This is a genomic window from Draconibacterium orientale (assembly GCF_900111425.1).
GTDB lineage: Bacteria > Bacteroidota > Bacteroidia > Bacteroidales > Prolixibacteraceae > Draconibacterium > Draconibacterium orientale.
In genome coordinates this window covers 29,780-51,111 of sequence record NZ_FOHT01000016.1, presented here as the reverse complement: position 1 = coordinate 51,111, position 21,332 = coordinate 29,780, and the positions used below count along the sequence as shown (strand labels likewise).

Here is a 21,332-nt window from a genome sequence, read left to right as displayed (position 1 = left end):
AATTGAAAAAGGAGGTGCTTACCTCCTTTTTTTATACCTGGTAATTAAATATTAACATGGTAATATCGTCGGTTTGCTGGGCGTGCCCCTTATACAGTTTAAAACTCTTTTCCAAACGTTCAATCATTTCTTTTGGGCTTTGTCCGGCCAGTGTTTTAATATTCTCAACAAGTTGATGATTACCGTACTGAATATTGTTTTCGTTTAGCATTTCGGTAACTCCATCGGTATATAAAACAAGCGTATCTTCCTTGTTCAGTTGAATTTTGGCCGAACTATACGATTTGTCGGGGTACAGTCCTAACGGCAGTCCATGCGACTGGGCCAGTTCTTTAACCTTCGCGTTTTTCGTTAAAACATATCCCGGAGTATGAGCGGCATTACAGTATTCCAAAATGCCGGTTTTTAAATCCAGAACACCTAAAAACAAGGTTAAAAAGAACTGATGCTGGTTGTTTGTACACAACTCTTTATTTACTTTTTCAACAATTTTATTTGCTTTTGGCACCAAAGCATTTGTTTTAATGGTTGTTTGAGCAACACTCATAAAAAATGCCGCCGGAACTCCTTTCCCCGAAACATCACCCATGGTTAAAACCAGGTGGTCATCATCAATAAAAAAATAGTCGAAAAGGTCGCCACTTACTCCTTTTGCCGGTTGGTAAGTCGAATACAAATCAATATCAGTGCGGCCCGGAAAAGCCGGATAAATTGTTTTAATAAAACTTTGCTGAATTTCGGAAGCCTGATTCATGTCTTCCTGTCGTTGCTGTTTTTTCTTTTGTTCATCAGATTGTGTTTGCAGGTATTTTTCGTACCACGATTTCATGTAATTCAAACTCTCAGCAACCTGATCAATTTCATTTTCAGGAATATCTTTATACGGGCCGGTTAAATTACTAAAACGTTTTAATTGTTTGGTGACCAAACTTAGAGGTTTTATCTGCAGGTTGATAATGTAGGTAACAGTTAAATAAATAATAAGAATTCCCAAAACAGAAAAGAACAACATCTGAAGTACAGGCAGATATAAAGGCTCAAATAACTCTTTATAGGGTAAAACCGATACCAAAACCCAACCATTTTGCCGAATTGGCACATAGTAAACCAGGGCTTTCTCGAAATTAAATAATTCGGGATAAGCGATTAATGTTCCCGGCTTTGTATCGGCCAGTACATTATCTGTAGTGCTAACAACATCCTCTTTTAAAACCTTCTCATTAACCTCGTAAATACTCCGGTTGAGAATCCATTCCGTAACAGGATGTGTAATATAAATGCCATCTCTCGACATCAGAAAAGCAAATCCTCCTTTTCCTATTTTCATACTATTCACCTGCCTGTTTAATTCATTTAACGACAACTCGCAAATTACTTCCCCAACTCGTATTTTTTGCCCTGAAGGTGTTTCAACCAGAATAGGAGAACAGTAAGCTGCAACAACGATGTTGTTACGATCGCACAGATAGGGCTCCGACCAACCTGTTTCATTCTGTTTAATCAGTTTCTTAAACTGTGCCTGCTCATTCGTACACGATGAAATATTACCACTTCCCCGTTGTATAACCGTGGAATCACCATCCCGGTAGGTAAAATAACTCCAATAAGGTAAATTGGCAACAGTTGAGTCAATATCTACATAAATAGCATTAATAAAAGGATATTTAATAACCAGGCTTTGAATAAACAAATCGGCATGGTCTTGATGACCATAAAAGATAACCTGATCAGAAATATTGCCGGCAACCTCAGCGGTAGTAATAATGTAACGCTGTACCTGGCTGGTTACATGTGTACTTTGAGACATTGCCTTGCTCTTTACACTTTCTTTTATTAGTGTTTGATTGAACAGAAAAAATATACCAATAAAAGCAATAAACACCCCTATTACAGCAAGGGAGATGTAAACACTCAATCGATATGCAATTGATTTATTTAACATTATTCTTTTATTGTTTCTGAATAAAACAATTTACGGATTATTTTTCAGATGTCAGGTATTATGGTTAAAATTTAACCATTTTCGTGTTCCTTCAAAGCTGCAGGTAAACGATGCCAAGAAAGCTGCATTCTGTAAAGCTTTTTCGAAATCAGTGTTTTCAAGAAGATAATAGCAAAAGGCACCATGTAAAAAATCTCCGGCACCAAGCGTATCCATAACCTTTACTTCCGGCACCTTTACGCTCCCTTTTTTTTCTTTTGATAAAAATTCAATTTCAGCTCCACCTTTTGAAATGGCCACCGAATGTATGTTTTTTGCCGTCATAAAATCAAAAAGGTCTTCCCGGGTTTCACAATCCGGCGGCATAAAGTCGGCCGAACATATGGCAATATCAACATCGTTTAAAAGATCGGCAAACTGGGGCTTCCAGCTTCCACAATCAGCAACAACAGGTATTTGCTGCTCTCTGCAAATTCGCACACATTCAATACTGAATTCAGGATAAAAACCATCAATAAGAACAACCTGCGGCTTTACCAAATCGATCAGTTTTTGTGGCGAAATCGTACTCTTAACTTCTTTCGGATTATGAGTAACAATGGTTCGGTCGCCATTTTTCGAGGTTAACACAGTGGCCAGAATGGTTTCAAATTCCTGTCCATAAGCCAGATCAAAATGATCAACTCCAACACGGTTCAAATCCTGATCGATAAATGAGGAAAATGCATTAAGACCGGCCGGACTGGCGAGCGTTGCTGTTTTATTCAAATACGCAAACGCAACGGCTGCATTGGTTGCCGGGCCACCAACTAAAATATCAGGGTTACCGGTTTTTATTTTGGTATTTACAACCGGTATGTCATCTATAAAATACTGAATATCAATGGTAGTTAGTCCTACGAATAAGGCCTTGTGTTTCATTAAAAGCAAAGAAACAAAAAAAGCTGCCTTTTCAGACAGCTTTTCCTTATCATGTTAACGTTTTTTAAGTATTCATTGCACCGCAAACAGTAATAACCTGTCCGCTAACATACGACGAAAGGTCGGAGGCAAGGAATGTAGCAACTCCGGCAACTTCTTCCGGTGTTCCACCTCTTTTTAACGGAATTGAAGCTTCCCAGGCTTTACGTGCCTCTTCCGGAATTTTACCTGTCATTTCAGTAATGATAAACCCGGGAGCAATGGCATTTGAACGAACGCCACGAGAACCCAGTTCGCGTGCTATCGACTTGGTAAAACCAATAATACCTGCTTTTGATGCCGAGTAGTTTGCCTGACCTGCATTTCCGCTAACACCAACAACCGAACTCAGGTTGATAATTGAACCAGAGCGCTGTTTTAACATGGTGCGCTGAGCAGCTTTTGTAAAATTAAAAACCGATTTCAGGTTAACATTTATTACAGCATCCCACTGGTCTTCAGTCATGCGCATTAATAACGTATCTTTTGTTATTCCAGCGTTATTTACCAATACATCAATACGGCCAAATTCTTTAACAATTTCGTTTACTACCCGGTCAGTATCTTCAAAATTACTTGCATCAGAAGCATATCCTTTGGCTTTTACACCGTAGGTCTTTAATTCTTCTTCCGTGGCTTTCATATTGTCATCTTCAAAAAGATCGGTAAAGGCAACATCGCACCCTTCCTGTGCATACTTTACAGCAATTGCTTTACCAATACCGCGAGATGCGCCGGTAATTATCGCTGTTTTTCCTTCAAGTAATTTCATTTGTTTATAATTTTAATTTAAATGGCAGATTTGGGTAAAGCACATTACAACTTGCAAAACCCGTTACCATCGTATTTGTTTTCGTGCGCAAATATAAATTTTCTTCAAGTTATACGGAAAATGAACTGGAGATTAATCATTTTCCGGGCAAAGTATCTCCACTTTAACAATAAACTTCAACCATTTGGTTGAAAAGTTCAAAATAACAATTCGCCCAACTGATTTAAAACTTCGGTGGCTTTTCCTTTTAAATGAATATCGGTAATTGCCGATGTAAAAATGGTTTTCTCCGGATTGATTTCTATAATTGTAGCCCCGGCTTGTTTTGCCGTACGCGGCACATACGATGCCGGCGTTACTTCTCCCGTAGAGCCTACAATAATGCACACTTCAGCTTTTTCAGCTGCTGCGAACGAATCGGCATAGGCATCGGGTGGTATTCCTTCGCCAAAGAAAATAAAATCGGGTTTTAACACTTCTCCATCATTAATGCATTTTGGCGGAATGTTTTCAAAATCAATATCGCGGGCATCATAAACATGTCCGCATTTTAAACACTTTAGCTTTTTTGAATTCCCATGAAACTCATAAACCGTCTCACTTCCGGCCTGGTAATGTAAATTATCGATATTCTGGGTAACAACAGCATTTAAAAGCTTGCTACTTTCCATTTTCGCCAGCATCCGGTGTGCATCGTTGGGCTTTGCATCTGCGAAAAAATCATAAAATATCCCACGGATATAGATCCAGCAGTGTGCCGGGTTATTCAAAAAATAGCCCAAATCCAGCACCTGCTGATTGTATTTGTTCCAAAGTCCGTGTTCTCCACGAAACGGAGGAATTCCACTTTCAACTGAAATTCCGGCACCGGTAAATGCCATTGTGAATTTCGATTGTTTCAAGATATCTGCTGTTTTTGTTAACGAATCTGCTAAATTTGTCATCTTATTGTTTTCTTTCAAATGTAGAAAAAGAAAAACTAAACTTTATTTAAAATAATAACAAGATGTATGATATCCTAATTGTTGGAGCCGGTCCATATGGATCAACAGTAGCTTATGAGGCAAAAAAGAGAGGATTAAAATGTTTAGTTGTGGAAAAAAGAGACCATATTGGAGGGAATATTTATACTAAAAATATAAATGGTATAAATGTACACTATTATGGTGCCCATATTTTTCATACCAGCAACAAAGAAATATGGAACTATGTAAATCAGTTCGCCGAATTTAATCACTACATAAATTCCCCCCTGGCTAATTACAAAAATAAGTTGTACAACCTCCCGTTTAACATGAATACATTCTATCAGATGTGGGGGACAAAAACGCCTGCAGAAGCACTCGCCAAAATAGAAGAACAAAAAAGAAAACACAATTACACCAATCCATCGAACCTTGAAGAACAGGCTCTAATGCTTGTTGGAGAAGATATTTACTTCAAACTGATTAAAGGTTATACTGAAAAACAATGGGGATTACAAGCCACTGAAATACCTGCATTTATTATCCGAAGAATCCCGGTTCGTTTGCGCTACGACAATAATTATTTTAACGATCCATACCAGGGAATTCCGATTGGAGGTTATACCGCCATAATCGAAAAAATGTTGGAAGGGATCGAAATTCAATTAAATACTGATTTTTTAAGTGACAAAAACAGGTTTGAAAGTATGGCTAAAAAAATTGTGTACACCGGTGAAATTGACAGATACTTCGATTATAAATATGGTCAGCTTGACTACCGCAGTTTACGCTTCGAGCATCAAGTGTTGGAGAACACTGACAATTTTCAAGGAAACGCAGTTGTGAACTACACCGAACGCGAAGTACCATACACAAGAATAATCGAACACAAACACTTTGAGTTTGGTGAACAAAAAACTACGGTCATTTCGAAAGAATATTCGGAAGAATACAAAGATGGTACAGATCCGTACTACCCCATAAACGACGAAAGGAACAATAAGTTATATGCCAGGTATAAAAAGCTGGCCGACAATAAAAAAAATATTCACTTTGGTGGCAGACTAGGCGAATATAAATACTACGACATGGACAAAGTTATCGCATCAGCCTTAAGTAGTTGTGAATCAATATTTAATAATTTATGAGTATTTACGTAGTTTTCCACAAAGAACATCCGCTTTTAACTGATGATTCAGCTTATGAACCAATTCAAGTTGGGAAAGCACTTTCTAAATTAGATTTGGGTTTTAAAACTGATGATACCGGTGAACATATTTCTGAAAAAAACCAAAATTATTCAGAACTGACCGGACTGTATTGGGTATGGAAGAACACAACATCGGAATATGTTGGCTTATCGCATTATCGCCGATTTTTCATGGGACATAAGGCTTCTTTATTGATGCGATTAAAAAAAATCGGTGAATATTTTATTCTTCAGGGACGTAAACGATTTGGGGTTCACTATTCTTCAAAGCTTCAGGCAAAAGAACTTATTCTTACAGGTGTACAAGTTGATAATTATTTACGGCAATACGATGCCATTGTCCCAATAAAACGAAAATTACGTTATACCGTATTAGAGCAATACAAACGAAAGCACAGAATCGAAGACTTAAATACTACACTAAATATTATTTCTGACTTGTATCCTGATTACCTTGATGCTTTTAACGAATGTATGCAACAATCTGAAATAATGCATTGCAATATGTTTGTGTTAAAGAGGTCACATTTTAATGCCTATATGGAGTGGTTATTCACTATTCTTTTTGAATTGGAAAGAAGAACGGACATATCAAATTACGACAACTATCAAAAACGCCTCTATGGCTTCATATCTGAACGTTTATTTGATGTCTGGCTTATAAAGAATCAATTAAAATATAAGGTACTACCGATTTTGTATTTTAAAAATTTAAAAATCTAATTTACCATTTTCGAAAATACCTGTAACGTGCATAGTTTTTAAATTTTCGGATAGTTGTTACCAACTTTTTTTGACTGCTTTTAATGCGATATTCCTGCTGTCTTAATCGCTCTTCGATAAAATTAGTTTTGCAGGAAGCAGAATTGTCCCAAAGGAGCACTAACTGGTCGTTGGCAAAATTACGAAATGTTTCATAAGCTCTATCCAGTATTGATTTATTAGATAAACGCTGGTTATAAAAGAATAAATGTACCATTGGAACATTTAAGGCTGCATAATTATGCATGTTATTATCCTTGGAGTAAATGTGCCACATTTTTTCATCAGTCTTTGATCCGTTGTATACTTTTGCCCAGCTAGATTTCCGAAAAAGCACACAACCAATTGAATACCGAAGGTGATTATCTATTTCCTTAGACTCCAAACCTTTAGTCGCATTTATAAACTCTTCAGGGCGAAAAGTTGTTTTCTCGTGTATCCAACGAGCTAAATGTGGATATTGCCAAACCGTTCCGAAGCCGCCTCGTCCAATTTCGGGGTAAATTATTTGTTCTTGCTTCATATAACCTTTCATATTCTTTCCTGCAATAGTTACTTTCGGAACTAACATTTTATACTCATCCTGCAAATTCATCAATGATACGAGTTCTGCAAATCCCCATGGATTATTATTGATTAATCCGGTAACATATCCCAATTTATCGTTTTCGTGTTTTTCGAAACATTTTGCCAGTTCCTCAATCCAGTCTGAAGTAATCGGAAAAACATCATCATCTATTTTACAGATATAATCATATTTTTCCAATTGCTCAGAGTAAATCAAATCACCGAGTGCCTGATAAGGAAAACTCGGAGTAACCCAATTCACATAAATTACCCGATTGGGATACAGATTACTATAAAACATACCAATTTCCCTTACCTTATCCGAATCAAAATTATCAGTTATGTTATTAGGAAGAAAATAAATAGGTATATTCTCAGGAGTGTATTTTAGAAGATTAGCAACTGTTAACTGAGTACTTTCATAATCATTACAAGCCAATAGTACAATACAAGTTTTGTCTAATATCATGTCCAAATTTTAAGGGCACGAAGATAGTGCTCTAATTAATTGCATCCTATAGCTTCAGAAAGAAAAATTATTTGACATGTCAATTAACTGGAATTTTTAATCTGAAAGAAAACAATCTGAAAAACTGTTTGCTCAATTTTGCACCACCCCATGTTATTGAAGCAAGTTTATTTGTTGTATTCATAGATTCAAGACATAATTATTCACTTACACCCAATCTCCAGAACAGGAAATATACAGCAACAAACCATGTAGGCTGGAATCAGATATTACCTCCACAAGAACTACCTAGTGTTGAGATATAAAACTAAGGAAGAATCTGAGTTTTTATACAATATTCAAAAATTAGCTTCATCGCTTAACTGAGCGTCCAACTTTTTGTTGCTTATTCATTTTTAAATTAGAAGAATTTATAGTTATTAAACATCACTAAACAAAAGAGTATATCTTTGTCCTGAAGATAAATGTAAAAAAACGAGAACTTTTTAAACCAATTCTACATCCACAAGAATATGCTCGATCAATCAACAATATGTGCTATATCAACATCGCCCGGTGTTGGAGCGATTGCCGTTATTCGTCTTTCGGGTAGCGATGCCATTACAATTGCCGACAGGGTTTACGAAAGTCCTAAGACTGGCAAATCACTTGCCGATCAGGCAGCTAACACCCTTCATTTTGGGAAAATCGTGTCAGCCGACGAAACCATCGACGAAGTGGTAATTGCTTTGTTTCGTGCGCCACATTCGTTTACCGGCGAAGATATTATTGAGATTTCATGCCATGGTTCGGTATATATTCAGCAGCGTATTTTAAATGTTTTGGTTGAAAACGGAGCACGCCTTGCATTGCCCGGAGAATTTACACAACGTGCATTTTTAAACGGAAAGATGGACCTTTCGCAAGCCGAGGCAGTTGCCGATGTAATTGCATCGGCCAATGCGGCAGCCCATAAACTGGCCATGAACCAGATGCGCGGCGGATTCTCGAAAGAGATTGGTGCATTGCGCGATCAGTTGTTACATTTTACTGCAATGGTAGAATTGGAACTGGATTTTAGCGAAGAAGATGTGGAATTTGCCGACCGAACTGCCTTACGCAAATTAACCGAACAAATTGAAGAGTTGCTGCGAAAACTAAAAGATTCGTTTCAGCTGGGGAACGCCATTAAAAATGGGATTCCGGTAGCCATTGTTGGCGAAACCAATGTGGGGAAATCTACCCTGTTAAATGCACTGCTGAATGAAGACCGTGCCATAGTTTCTGATATTCATGGAACTACCCGCGATGTAATTGAGGATGTGGTAAATATTCACGGTACTGCTTTTCGTTTTTTTGATACGGCCGGTATTCGTGAAACGGAAGACCAGATTGAAACCCTGGGAATTGAACGCAGCTACAGCAAATTAGAACAGGCAACAGTAGTTTTGTTAGTGGTCGATACCAATAACCCCTACCCGCTTGTGGAAAGCCGCATTCAGAATATTCGCGAACGGATTGCCCCGCATCAAACATTAATAATTGTTGCCAACAAAATAGACTCAGGCCTGCGCGATACCATTCAGCAAATAGAAGTAATGGAACTTACCGACAATGAAAAAGCGGTGTTTATTGCAGCCAAACAAAAGGAAAATCTGGAGGAACTGATCGATTATATGAGCCATTCCATAAATATGGAGGAAGCTGAACAACAGGATATAATTGTTACCAATGCCCGCCATTACGAAATATTGAAAAATGCACACGAAGCTATTCTGCGGGTATTAAACGGTTTGGACATGCAAATAACAGGTGATTTTCTGGCTCAGGATATTCGCGAATGTTTACATTACTTGGCAGAAATTACCGGAGAAGTTGGCACAGAAGAGGTTTTGGGTCATATTTTTAAAAATTTCTGTATCGGAAAGTAAATACCTTTCTTTTATTTGTTAACACACCTCATTTACTGATATTTACATATTTTTATTTTCTCTTTTTTGTTGCCCATTTGCACTTTTTTGATTACTTTAGTTGTGTATTTGTTGCCCTGCCAACAAATTTTGTTGCCCGGAAACAAAGCGGCGAAAAGATGACAGTCACTGACATTTCTCGGCAGTTAAGGACCACAACCGACACTAATTGACATGAGTAGCAAAATTGAAATCCAGAAAATATGTGAGTACTGTGGCAAGGAGTTTACTGCTAAAACTACAGTAACCCGGTTCTGCGGTCACACATGTGCAGCTCGCTCTTACAAGCAACGCGAGAAGGATGATAAAATTGGTTTGTCCAATCAACACACCAATAATCAGAAATTATTCTCGTTGACCGAATTAGACCAGGAATTAATCAAACAAAAGGACTTTCTATCTATCAAAGAAACTTCAAGTTTAATTGGAGTCAGTGAAAGAACAATATTCCGACTACTCAAAAATGGCACTCTTCAGGCTACCAAAATAGGCAGCCGTTCAATCATTCATCGTTCTGAAATCAATAAACTATTCGCACTATGAAAGTGACTCTTCGCCAACGGAAAAAGAATGGAAAAATAAGTTTGTACCTTGATTTTTACCACCAGGGAAAACGCAAATTCGAGTATTTAAAGCTCTACCTTATTGAGAAACCTAAGAAAAAGGAAGACAAAACCCTGAATAAAAAAACATTGCAGTTAGCCGAAAGTATCCGGGCAAAAAGACAATTAGAAATACAGAACGGTTATTATGGTTTTAATGATGCCGAGAAAATTAATTCAAGCTTTCTGCTCTATTTTAAAGCCCTTGCAGAGAAACGCAGAGAAAGTGAAGGAAACTACGGCAACTGGTTAAGCTCATACAAACATTTAGAAAAGTGGCCCAAATCAGATGTTCGTTTTGCTGATATTGACACCGAATGGTTGGAAAACTTAAAGTATTACCTGGTGCATGAAGCTAAAACGAAGGACAAAAGAAACCTTTCAAAAAATTCGTGTTCCTCATATTTCAATAAAGTACGGGCTGCCTTAAAGCAGGCAGTAAAAGATGGAATTATTATTCGCAATCCGGCAGAAGATATTGGCGGAATAAAAGAAGCGGAAACCAAACGCGAATTTTTAACACTCGAAGAACTAAGAACCGTTGTCGATACATACTGCGCAGTTGATGTACTAAAAAACGCATTCATTTTTAGTGCTTTTACCGGATTACGCTTTTCCGATATTCAAAAGTTAACTTGGTCGGAAATTCAACATTCAGAAGAAAACGGATATTATATACGTTTTAAGCAGAAAAAAACAGACGGACAGGAAACCCTCCCCTTTTCAGAAGACGCATTAAGATTTACGGGAGAACCTAAAGAACGCGACCAATTAGTATTTAAGGACTTAACCTATAGCGATGCGAATAACTCAAAGCTCCGCGAATGGATGATTCGTGCAGGAATAGAAAAGCACATCACATTTCACAGTGCCAGGCACACATTTGCAACTTTGCAACTCACTTTAGGAACCGACATTTACACGGTTTCAAAGCTACTTGGACACAAAAGCCTGAAAACAACAGAAGTGTACGCAAAAATTATAGACCAGAAGAAAAAAGAAGCAGCTAACCGTATCAAACTATAAACTAATGAAAAATCAATTCACTACGCTTGATCAGATCCTTTACAAAGGAATGAGACCTTGGCTACCTGCAAATAATCCTGATGAAAAATTTGCCTCACTAATTTCTGGCATCCATCAGGTTGAACCTAACTACTCTCCCGGTTTTGAAATAAAGTTTGAGCGACCTTTCAACAACAAAACAAAATACTATGCAAAATTCATTCAGAATGAATCGATAAAAACGATAAACGGCTTACTGGATAGTCTGCAGGAAGATGACACTCCACAACTAATTAAATACCGTTTAAACGATACTTTAAACAAAAAACTTAAAACGAAGCTCAAGGACATTGGCAACATTATCAAAGAGCAACAGTTTGAACTTTCTTATATAAATCCAAGGAAAACAACCTTCGATATTGACCAGGAACACAAAACAAACACTTTCGTGTTTCAGCTACTAAAAACAACATTAATTCATATCTACCTGGAAATACAGAATGTGCTTAAAGATTGGGTAAAAGATGAATTAATAATTGAAGACTTTTACTCTCAGTTACTTTTCGAGCCAATTCCTGATAAAACATACATTCAGGAAATCAAAACAATTGAAATAGAACCTGCAAAAATTCAGAAGCAACCGGATAAGGGAGATATGGAGGTATCACTAAAATCTTTCACTTATAAGGATTTTCATAAAAACAGTGATAAGCTAAACGACCTGTGCGATAGCTTAAAGAAATCTGGTTTTATTGACAGTACAACCACTGCAGCAAACTTCAAAAAAATCTTTTCTGGAAGAGAATTTACGATTCCTATTATATGGACCGGCAATCGTTCAGAGTTTTCTTACTTCATCAAACTCATTCACAACAACCATGAATTAGTGGTTAACCTAAAGCAAGACCAATGGAAAGTTGCAGTAAATTGTTTTATAAAAGCAGACGGTTCCAAATTTCATACTAGCGACCGAAAACAGCAACGGCCATCCAAAACCGGTGATTTATTAGACAAAGCTGTGGCCTTACTTTTTTAGCACTCGCCACTTTACACTCCTTTCCGTTTTCTTCCTTTTTTTACTATTCACTGAATTGCAAAAACGGCGAATAGTAGTATTAATGCGCCCACTCGCCACTTGCCACTTTCCACGCCACCTCTCCAAAACGTTCATATTGCGCTCGTTTTCAGGATAATTTAGCCAATGTCTTTGAAAACCAAAGATGACTTTTGGCCAGAAGTCCATGTTTTATTCAAATCCGTAATATCATGGACGAGATTATTTTGACAAAACTTAACAGCATTGAGAAGATGCTGATGGAGCAGAATATGCTCAAAAAAGAAGTTCTAACATTTAACGAAGCTGCCATTTATTTAGAGGTATCGCACTCACACCTCTACAAAATGACCAGTACCGGCGTTGTTCCATCGTACAAGCCTAACGGCAAAAAATTGTACTTCAATCGCAAGGAGTTAGACAACTGGCTGTTGTCGAACAGACAAAGTTCATTGGAAGAGATTGACCAGCAGGCCGCTGACTACCTCATCAAAAAAGGGAGGGTAAAGCTATGATGGAGATAACGCAATTGCTACTGGAACTTTCCAGCGCTATTAAAGAAATCAAAGCGCATTTGCTGGTACTAAAACAAACCAGAACGGAGAAGTTCAAACAAGCCTGGATCGACGGGCAGGAAGTTATGCTGGCTCTCAGTATAAGTAAACGAACGTTACAGTCCCTGCGGGATGCCGGAACTCTTCCCTACTCACGGATTAATGGCAAGTTCTATTACAAGGTTGCTGACCTCGAAAAGCTCCTGGAAAGCAACTATTCCCAAAACCTTAAAAATGAAAGCCATGATTAAGGAAAAGGACATTTTAGACTTGACACATTACGGGCTAAATATTTATGCGCACATACTGCGGGAATATTACCCCGGAGAAACAGTGATTCAGCTTTCCGGCAAAGAATGTAAACCGGCTAAGAATCCTTTTAACGATGATAAGCACACCTTAAAGCTAATCAACCAGGAGTGGGTATTTAATTATAATGATACAGAGCTACCCGATTTTTCGGGTACTCCTTTCGACTTTGCCGAACTGCATTACAAGCTTTCAGGCGGCGAACTCCGGGAGAAACTGAATAAGGAATTAAATCTTCGCATCGACGAAAAGCACTTTTACAGCAATCGTAGTTTGCCGGACCAGGCAAAAACAACTGAAGTAAAATCGGAGGTGCAAATTCCCATATTCAGCTATTTCAATGCTCCGGTAAAGAATATTAACCCCAAGAAAAACCTAAGATTAATTGACGTTTACTACCTGATTAAATCTACCGAATATAGTTCTATAACAGATCAGCTAAGAGCTATTCCGGGCAAAGGTGAAGCACGAAAATTCAAGGCATCAAAATTTGACTATGTCACATTCTCCGGGACATTTTCCAAAAGGAGCGACAAAGCCTTGGTTAATCATTCAGGTTTGCTGACAATCGATTTTGATCATATTTCCAATCTACAGCAGTTGAAAGAGCAACTACTGGAAGATGAATACTTCGAAACGGAACTACTCTTTGTCTCCCCTTCCGGCGATGGTTTAAAGTGGATTATACCTATTGATATAACCGAAGCTACACACCAAAACTTCTTTCAGGCTATTGCTAACTATATCAGGGAAGCTTACCAACTGGAAGTGGACAAATCGGGTAAAGATGTTTCCCGTGCTTGCTTTCTGCCTCATGATCCGGAGGCATACATAAATCCGAAATATTTAAACCCTAAAATTAAAAAAGATGAAACAAAATAAATTTCTCGCACTATTAAAAACAATGCTTCAAAAAGCACCGTCAGTACTCCATCCGCTGTGGTGGGTAGTAATTCCATTTCTACTCTACTATGTTATCGAAATGTTCAAGTATTCAATGTTCACACCAATAATATTGTAACGATGAAAAAGAAATTCGATATACAACATTGGATGCAACAATCCGAACCGGAACAAAACCTGCCAGGGTCTAAAAGACCCGGCAGCGTTTCCAAGTCCCTTTCAGAGCCTGTCCAGAACTTAATTCGGAAGGATTTAGGGGTAACCGACGTTGAAACCATTATTCAACGCCTCGAATCTGCTCATACCGATATTACCGCCAGTTATCCCGACTGGCGGGATATTGGTTTCGCCTTTGCCGATAAATTTGGCAAAGCTGGCCGCGAATATTTTCACCGTGTCAGCCGTTACTATCCGGGCTATTCGCAAAGTGATTGCAACAAACAATACGACAAATGCCTAAAATCCTCCGGCCACGGAGTAACCATTAAAAGCTTTTTCCACCTGGCCCAACAAGCCGGAATTAGTTTGGTGACCACTCAGCAAAGAACAAATCCGTCAGCGTCTATAAAACCTGACGGCGTTTCCAAGTCCCCTTCAGAGCATGTCCCGAAATTGATTCGGGAGGATTTAGGGGTAAATGAAGAGCCAATCTTCAACACACCAAGAATACCATCCGAAGTTTATTCTCAGCTACCCGAAATTCTTCGGGATAGCTGCGAAATGTTCGCCGATGCTATCGAAAAGGACGTATTCCTTATTGGTGCAATTGCCGTAATCAGCGGAAGTCTGCCCAACATTGAAGGCATTTATTTCGACGAGCCACATTCAGCACATCTTTATTCATTCATAACGGCTCCTGCTGGCTCCGGGAAAGGGAAACTAAAATGGGCTAAATTCTTTGGATTAAGAATCCATAAAACCATGGTCGAGCAATCTATTCGGGAGAAAGAAGACTATGAACAGGAAATGGAGAACTACAACAACCTAAACAAAAACCAGCGACAGGGAGTGGAGCGGCCAAGAGAACCAAAACGGAAGATGTTTTATATCCCGGCCAACAGTAGTGCATCAGCTTTTATCCAGGCACTGTCCGACAACAATTTCAAAGGCATAATCTTCGAGACCGAAGCAGACACTTTAGCCGGAACATTAAAACAGGATTGGGGAAACTTTAGCGATGTACTGCGTAAAGCATTCCATCACGAAAGCACCAATATGTTTCGCCGTAAAGACAATGAACACATTGAGGTGGAAGATCCGCACCTGGCAATCGTACTTTCCGGTACACCAAAGCAAGTGCATAACATGATGCCCGATGTCGAAAACGGCTTATTCAGCCGCTTTCTCTACTATGCGTTCGAGGATTACAGCGACTTTAAAAATCCCTTTATTTCCCATCAAAAGGTTAACTACACCGATTTTTTTGAAGCAAAGGGAGAACAAATGTACGATCTCTATCAAACCCTGGCGGACCAACCCTCCCCTTTTGAATTTCGATTTACAGCCGAACAAGGCGAAGTTTTCACAGAAGAATTCAACGCGCTGTATAAACGAAATAGAATGCTTCTGGGAAACGATTTCAACGCGAATAGCCGACGGTTGGGATTGATAACTTTTCGTATCGCAATGGTGCTTCGCACCCTTCGCATACTTGAAGACGGCGACTATTCCAATCCGCTTATTTGCAATGAGACTGATTTTCAAACAGCCATCCAAATAGCCTTCACACTGGAAAAACATGCAATCGCTGTTTTCCAGAATCTGCCTAACAACAATTTGAAAGGCGTTAAATTGAAATTCTACAACGCCCTGCCCGATAATTTCAACCGGCAGGATTATTTGTCTGTAGCAAAAGACCTCAACATTAAAGAAAAGACCGCAGAAAAATACATCGGTCAATTCAAAGGAAATGACCTGTTGGATCATGAGCATAATCACTATAAGAAGAAATAAAGGTAAAATGAGACAAATAATATTTTGAATTAACATCGTATAAAATTATCTTCATCGATTAATGCTCAACATGCTAATTTTATTAAACAATATTGCGGTGAAGGGCTGAAATGTACGTTTTAGGGTAGATTCGTTCTTGCGTAGCTTTAAAAGCGGCTACGGTAGAGGTATTTTACAAATCCAAATCCAGTAGGTTGAAATATTACCTATGGACATTGGAACTAGTGAAAACACCACCTGTACAATGTATAGGAGTTTCTCTAAAGTCATTATTTGAGTTGATTTCATGTTGTTGAGATTAATACATAAATATACGACAAATATTAACCCAGCTTGAATTGAGGCGTCGCGATTCTTCCGAATAAGAATCCGTCGAAAAGAGCATGTACATTTCTTTAGCACTGCCTCGTAGCTGTCCTTCACCGCTCTTTTTTACCTATGGCCGCAACAAAAAAAAAGGATTGGTTCAAACTAAAAGGATACCCCCATATTGGATACCCTTTAAATTACTCCGACCGTTATAAATGGATTCAACGGTATATTACTGATCCTGAAAAAATCGCCAGCCATTCTTTTCTCCCTTTCATTCATAAAACATCAAAAGTCAGACGATTTAGAAAAGAATACAATGAAGATACTGGTGAATTAATTACGAAAATCGTAAATGGCAAACACCAAAACCGTGATAACTCAACAAAACCACGAGAATTATATTGTGCCTCACATATCGACTCATTAATATACAGTTATTATGCTTTCAAATTAGGGAAGTATTACGAGGAAAAGGTTATCGAATTAGATATTCCCGATGTAGCAACGGCTTATCGTACAATTCCATGCACCAAAGAAACACAGCTTGGGAAGAATAAATGTAACATCGATTTTGCCAACGATGTGTTCGAATTTATCAGCAATTTTCCACAACAAGAATTTGTTACAATAACCTTCGACATTAAGGGCTTCTTCGATGAACTTAACCATAAAAAGTTAAGAGAAAATTGGATAGAAGTTTTGAACGACCATCAACTTCCTCCAGACCATTTCAATCTGTATAAAAACATAACCCGTTTTGCATATGTTGATCTTATTGATCTTTTCGAAGCTTTTAAAAACCAAATAATTACTCAAAAAAGAACGAAGGATGGATTTTATGGGCCTATCAAAAAGAAAAGGGTATCAAAGATCCGGTTCTTAAGAAATCAAAATGCCATAGCTTTTTGCTCCAAAGAAGATTTTTTGCAGAGAAAAGGGAAACTGGTAAAAAATAAGCGATATGTAAAAAAAGATGGAAAGACAATCACTCGTAACTATGGTATCCCACAAGGTTCTCCCATTAGCTCAGTTCTTGCAAATATCTACATGATAAATTTCGATAAAAAGATTAATGATTTTGTTAAATCTGTCAATGGACTATACAATCGTTACTCTGACGATATGGTTGTAGTTGTTCCTAAAGCTCACAAAACTAGAGTTATCCAATTAATGAAAATCGCCATAGATGAAAGCGATCTCCAAATTCAGGATGAAAAAACACAGATATTTCATTTTAAAAGGGAAAAGAATCGATTGGTTTGTGGGCAGGAGTTTAATAAAGTTATCAATTGGCATAAAAACTTAATTTACCTGGGATTTGAATTTGATGGAGAAACCGTTCTTTTAAAATCGGCTAGCCTTTCTGGCTACTATCGAAAAATGAAAAGAAATATCAATCGTTCAAATTTCTATGTAAAACACATCCGAAATAATACGAGAGGAATACTTTTTAAAAGTCGAATATTGAAGAAGTTTTCATATGTGGGAGCCAAACGACGTAGAATATGGAAATACAATCCAAATACAAATCAATATACTAAATCTGATAGATATGATTGGGGAAACTTTCTTTCCTATGCTTATAAGGCCTCTCGGGTTATGATGAATAACAAAATTAAGAAACAAACAGCAGGTCACTGGAACAAAATACATAACCTAATCAAAGACATCTAACACATAGGAGTATAAAATCTATTAAGCTGCAACCAGTGAATATCTTATCACATTTTAATGAAGCAGGAAATAGAAAACAGCGGATTCATAGGAAATAAATGCTGAGCGTAGTCGAAGTATCCTATGTTTCCTACACTTCCCCTCTCCGATGTTAATAACTCTCTTTCTTTTTCTTGTTTATATTTAGCTTTCATTTAGTACATTAGCCAAAAACTGACAAGTCAAGAACCATTTTATTATGTTTTTAGGCAAACGCATTAAAGAACTCCGGGAAGAGAGGCAACTACTTCAACGCCAATTGGCTGCCGATTTGGAGATTGATACTCCTATGTACAGCAAAATTGAACGTGGCGAAAGGAATGCCAAACGCGAACAAGTTCTAAAATTAGCCAAACTGCTTAATGCCAATAAAGACGAGTTATTGACATTGTGGCTGGCGGGTCAGGTTAATAATATTATAAAAGATGAAGATTTAGGCATGAATGCCCTTGAATTTTTAATTCGTTCAAAAACAACAAAATAGTAAGAATACTAATGAATCTCCACTCCGGTCAGATAATAGAAATGCGCAACCGCCTTTGGCGTGTTGACGAATTTTCAGAAACCGAATTATTCGCAACACCAATCAATGGTGATTATAACGACAAAAGAGTTTTTCTGCGAGATATTGAGCAGATTAAACCTGCAGAATTGGATAAAATCTCCAAAGATCTAGTTGGCGACTTTCAGGCACAACGTATGTTGCTGCATGCCTACCAATTCGATTTAATGCATGGCTCTGCCCCTTTCCTCAGCCTCCAACGTTCAGCTGTAATCCCTTATAACTATCAGTTAGTTCCATTGGTATTGGCGCTGGAAAAATCCAAAGCCCGTATTTTAATTGCCGATGATGTTGGTTTGGGTAAAACCATTGAAGCGGGCCTTATTATTTCAGAATTAATGCAACGTGGTAAAGTAAAACGTATTCTTATTTTAACTCCGGCCAACCTGAAAGAACAGTGGCAGGAGGCAATGGAATACTTCTTCCACATTGAATCCAAAATAATTTCATCACTTTCCCGAAAAGAATACGAAAAGCAGCTTCCGGCCGGAGCAAACCCCTGGCAATATTTTCAGGTGGTTATAGCATCAATTGATTACGCGAAGGCCCCGGAAGTAAAACACTTAATACAGGAACAGCAATGGGATTTACTATTGGTTGATGAGGTACACCTTTGTGCCCGGCCGCATGCAACCTTCCGCGCTTCCAAACAAATGAAACGCTATGAGTTGGTTCGCGATCTTGGAAAACATATTCCCAACGTATTATTTTTAACAGCGACGCCGCACAACGGTTATACCGATTCATTTGCCAGTATTTTAGAAATCCTGAATGATAAGATTGTAACCACAACTTCAGGAAATACCTTCTTGAATAAGCCTGCAGCCAAGTACAATGTTTGCCAGCGAAACAGAAAGAAATTGGAGAATTGGTATAAGAAACAAGGCATAGCAAGTCCTTTTCCAAAGAGGAAAGCCGAAGAAGTCTTTGTGGATGTATACGAAAGCAAAAAACTGGCAAACTGCTTTAACGAAGTGTTGGAATACGGTGATCGGTTATTGGTCAACGCTCAGGGGGCTGGGCGTAAATACAATATTGCTACCTGGGTAGCCTTCCACTTACAGAAACGTGCCATCAGTTCCCCATACGCTTTGGTGAAATCCATTGAGAACAGATTGGCGACCGTTGAAAACAAGTTAGAGTTTGAAGAAACGGAAGAAGAAGTACTGAGTGGTTCAGTTCAGGACCTGTTTTTTGAAGACCGCATGACTGACGAAATGGCTTCAAGTAAATTGGACAAAGAACTTTTAAATGAAGCAGATAAAGAAGAACTTAAAAGTTTGCTACATACGGCAAAAGCGGTTAAGCCAGCGGATGACGTAAAGCTTCAGGAACTGAAGAATAAAACGATTCCGGAGCTTCACGCAATCGACAAAAAGATTATTGTATTTACCAAATACAAGGACACGCTCGAATACCTCGAAAGCAACCTTGCCGGAAATGACTACGATATTTTCACTATGCATGGTGATTTAAGTTTGACCAAGCGTCAGGAGATTTTCCTTCATTTTGAAAATACAAAAAAAGCAATCTTAATTGCCACCGATGTAATCTCAGAAGGTCTGAACCTGCAGCGTCTCTCTTCCTGCATCGTTCATTACGAATTACCGTGGAATCCGAACCGGCTGGAACAACGTAACGGTCGTGTTGACCGTATCGGGCAGTTAAAGGAAAAAGTACATATCAGAACCTTTGTACTGGATAAAACACTCGATAAAGATATTCTCGACTTGTTGATTACAAAAGCGAACAACATCCGTGAAGACCGGGGCTATAGTGCTGCTTACTTTGGCGACGAAGAATACATCAAAGCAGTACTACAGGAAGCTACCAAACGGAACAGAAAGCGCCGTAAGAAGAACGTACAGGAAGGACCTACCCTGTTCGATGCCATTGGACAGGACAAGGTAAAAGAAGCCGTCAAAAAATCTATCTCAAAGGAAGAGGAAGATCAGCGTTTGCAAAAAATCGACGAGGAAAGTTTTTACGACAGTCTGAACATCGACCTGCCGGAAATCGATAAACGTATCTCCGAAACACAAGCCATTGTCGGCTCAAAATCCGATGTGGAACAATTCGTAAAAGCAACCGCAACCTTCTTTAAATCTGTTCTGGTGGATCGCAAAGACGGTTTTCAGGACATAAAAATCAATGATCCGCGACTCGAACTTCCACAATACGGTGACAGGCTTTCCAAAATTACTTTCGACCCCGAAATCGGGCTGACACATCCCGATGCAACCGTATTGGAAATAGGACATCCTTTTGTTCGTCGTTTAATCGAGATTGTCAAGTCCGAATTTTTCGGCAAAAACGGAGTGTATGGACGAAATGCATGGTACTACTCCAATGAGGTGAGTTCGGTTTGCTTGTTATACAATGTTTTGGTGAGATATACCGTGGGGTTAACAGAAAAACGGGTTATTGAAGAGATGCTAACCTTTGGCTTCGATGGTTTTTCACAGAAGGAACTGGATGAAACTTTCATTCGTAAAATCATGCCCGGAAATACAACAGATGAACTAAGTGAAGCCGATTTTAAAGAATACATGGAAGAAGCGATCAGCTTTCCCGACTTCACAAAAATCATGAATAAAAAGATTGAAGATCGTAGACTCAAACTCATCTCCGAGCGACAGGAACTCTACAAAAAAATCATCAAGGAAACCGATTCTACCGATGAAGCTTCGTGGATTGATGATGAAATATACATCGATAAAGCCGGTGCCGACCTGCTAACCATCACAGTTGTTTTACCCTTAAATTAAT

Annotated in this window: 18 protein-coding genes; 13 read left to right on the top strand and 5 right to left on the bottom strand. The window is 38.4% G+C overall.

Translation table 11 applies throughout. The features are described from left to right. Window positions 1-31: 31 nt before the first annotated feature. From BMW53_RS10265 to BMW53_RS10250, 4 genes are all read right to left on the bottom strand, one after another. Window positions 32-1,942: a SpoIIE family protein phosphatase gene (locus tag BMW53_RS10265; protein ID WP_038562016.1), complete on the bottom strand. Its 1,911-nt coding sequence runs from the start codon at window positions 1,940-1,942 to the stop codon at window positions 32-34. A gap of 51 nt (window positions 1,943-1,993) precedes the next feature. Continuing rightward, window positions 1,994-2,863: a PfkB family carbohydrate kinase gene (locus BMW53_RS10260; RefSeq protein ID WP_038562021.1), complete on the bottom strand. Its 870-nt coding sequence runs from the start codon at window positions 2,861-2,863 to the stop codon at window positions 1,994-1,996. 64 nt (window positions 2,864-2,927) lie between these two features. Beyond that, a complete protein-coding gene (fabG, locus tag BMW53_RS10255) occupies window positions 2,928-3,674 on the bottom strand; it encodes a 3-oxoacyl-[acyl-carrier-protein] reductase (RefSeq protein WP_038562024.1) in 747 nt (248 codons plus the stop codon). A gap of 197 nt (window positions 3,675-3,871) precedes the next feature. Beyond that, on the bottom strand, window positions 3,872-4,618 hold the full coding sequence (locus BMW53_RS10250; protein ID WP_074780613.1) for an SIR2 family NAD-dependent protein deacylase: 747 nt from the start codon (window positions 4,616-4,618) through the stop codon (window positions 3,872-3,874). A gap of 62 nt (window positions 4,619-4,680) precedes the next feature. Here BMW53_RS10250 and glf point away from each other — a divergent pair, with 62 nt between their 5' ends. Together glf and BMW53_RS10240 are read left to right on the top strand one after the other, a co-directional pair. Then, a complete protein-coding gene (gene glf / locus BMW53_RS10245; RefSeq protein ID WP_074780610.1) occupies window positions 4,681-5,787 on the top strand; it encodes a UDP-galactopyranose mutase in 1,107 nt (368 codons plus the stop codon). Further along, a complete protein-coding gene (locus tag BMW53_RS10240; RefSeq protein WP_051568025.1) occupies window positions 5,784-6,572 on the top strand; it encodes a DUF4422 domain-containing protein in 789 nt (262 codons plus the stop codon). Before glf ends, BMW53_RS10240 begins: the two co-directional genes overlap by 4 nt. Before the next feature lies 1 nt (window position 6,573). Here the strand turns inward: BMW53_RS10240 and BMW53_RS10235 are convergent, their stop codons facing one another. After that, window positions 6,574-7,647, bottom strand: a complete 1,074-nt coding sequence (locus BMW53_RS10235; RefSeq protein WP_139178097.1) for a glycosyltransferase family A protein — start codon at window positions 7,645-7,647, stop codon at window positions 6,574-6,576. 512 nt (window positions 7,648-8,159) lie between these two features. Here BMW53_RS10235 and mnmE point away from each other — a divergent pair. The 11 genes from mnmE to BMW53_RS10175 all read left to right on the top strand — a co-directional run bounded on the left by mnmE (window position 8,160) and on the right by BMW53_RS10175 (window position 21,331). Continuing rightward, window positions 8,160-9,557, top strand: coding sequence for a tRNA uridine-5-carboxymethylaminomethyl(34) synthesis GTPase MnmE (gene mnmE, locus BMW53_RS10230; protein ID WP_038562034.1), 1,398 nt, complete (start codon window positions 8,160-8,162; stop codon window positions 9,555-9,557). Window positions 9,558-9,770: 213 nt separating this feature from the next. Further along, window positions 9,771-10,139, top strand: a complete 369-nt coding sequence (locus tag BMW53_RS10225; RefSeq protein ID WP_038562039.1) for a helix-turn-helix transcriptional regulator — start codon at window positions 9,771-9,773, stop codon at window positions 10,137-10,139. Further along, window positions 10,136-11,224, top strand: a complete 1,089-nt coding sequence (locus BMW53_RS10220) for a site-specific integrase (RefSeq protein ID WP_038562044.1) — start codon at window positions 10,136-10,138, stop codon at window positions 11,222-11,224. The genes BMW53_RS10225 and BMW53_RS10220 overlap by 4 nt, the downstream gene beginning before the upstream one ends. 4 nt (window positions 11,225-11,228) lie before the next feature. Further along, entirely contained in the window at window positions 11,229-12,239 is a 1,011-nt protein-coding gene (locus tag BMW53_RS10215; RefSeq protein ID WP_139178095.1) for a DUF6617 family protein, read from the top strand. A gap of 230 nt (window positions 12,240-12,469) precedes the next feature. Then, complete coding sequence (locus tag BMW53_RS10205; RefSeq protein ID WP_038562056.1) at window positions 12,470-12,772, top strand: helix-turn-helix domain-containing protein; 303 nt, start codon at window positions 12,470-12,472, stop codon at window positions 12,770-12,772. Beyond that, the gene (locus BMW53_RS10200) at window positions 12,769-13,062 is read left to right on the top strand and encodes a helix-turn-helix domain-containing protein (RefSeq protein WP_051568026.1); all 294 of its coding nucleotides are present in this window, start codon (window positions 12,769-12,771) and stop codon (window positions 13,060-13,062) included. The genes BMW53_RS10205 and BMW53_RS10200 overlap by 4 nt, the downstream gene beginning before the upstream one ends. After that, entirely contained in the window at window positions 13,055-14,002 is a 948-nt protein-coding gene (locus BMW53_RS20650; RefSeq protein WP_081804962.1) for a BT4734/BF3469 family protein, read from the top strand. The genes BMW53_RS10200 and BMW53_RS20650 overlap by 8 nt, the downstream gene beginning before the upstream one ends. 141 nt (window positions 14,003-14,143) lie before the next feature. Continuing rightward, a complete protein-coding gene (locus tag BMW53_RS10190) occupies window positions 14,144-15,976 on the top strand; it encodes a DUF3987 domain-containing protein (RefSeq protein WP_051568027.1) in 1,833 nt (610 codons plus the stop codon). A 438-nt stretch (window positions 15,977-16,414) separates the two neighbouring features. Continuing rightward, window positions 16,415-17,962, top strand: coding sequence for a reverse transcriptase domain-containing protein (locus tag BMW53_RS10185; RefSeq protein WP_074780607.1), 1,548 nt, complete (start codon window positions 16,415-16,417; stop codon window positions 17,960-17,962). Between the two features lie 238 nt (window positions 17,963-18,200). Further along, the gene (locus BMW53_RS10180; protein WP_038562060.1) at window positions 18,201-18,485 is read left to right on the top strand and encodes a helix-turn-helix domain-containing protein; all 285 of its coding nucleotides are present in this window, start codon (window positions 18,201-18,203) and stop codon (window positions 18,483-18,485) included. 11 nt (window positions 18,486-18,496) lie between these two features. Next, on the top strand, window positions 18,497-21,331 hold the full coding sequence (locus BMW53_RS10175) for a helicase-related protein (protein WP_074780605.1): 2,835 nt from the start codon (window positions 18,497-18,499) through the stop codon (window positions 21,329-21,331). Window position 21,332 lies beyond the last annotated feature (1 nt).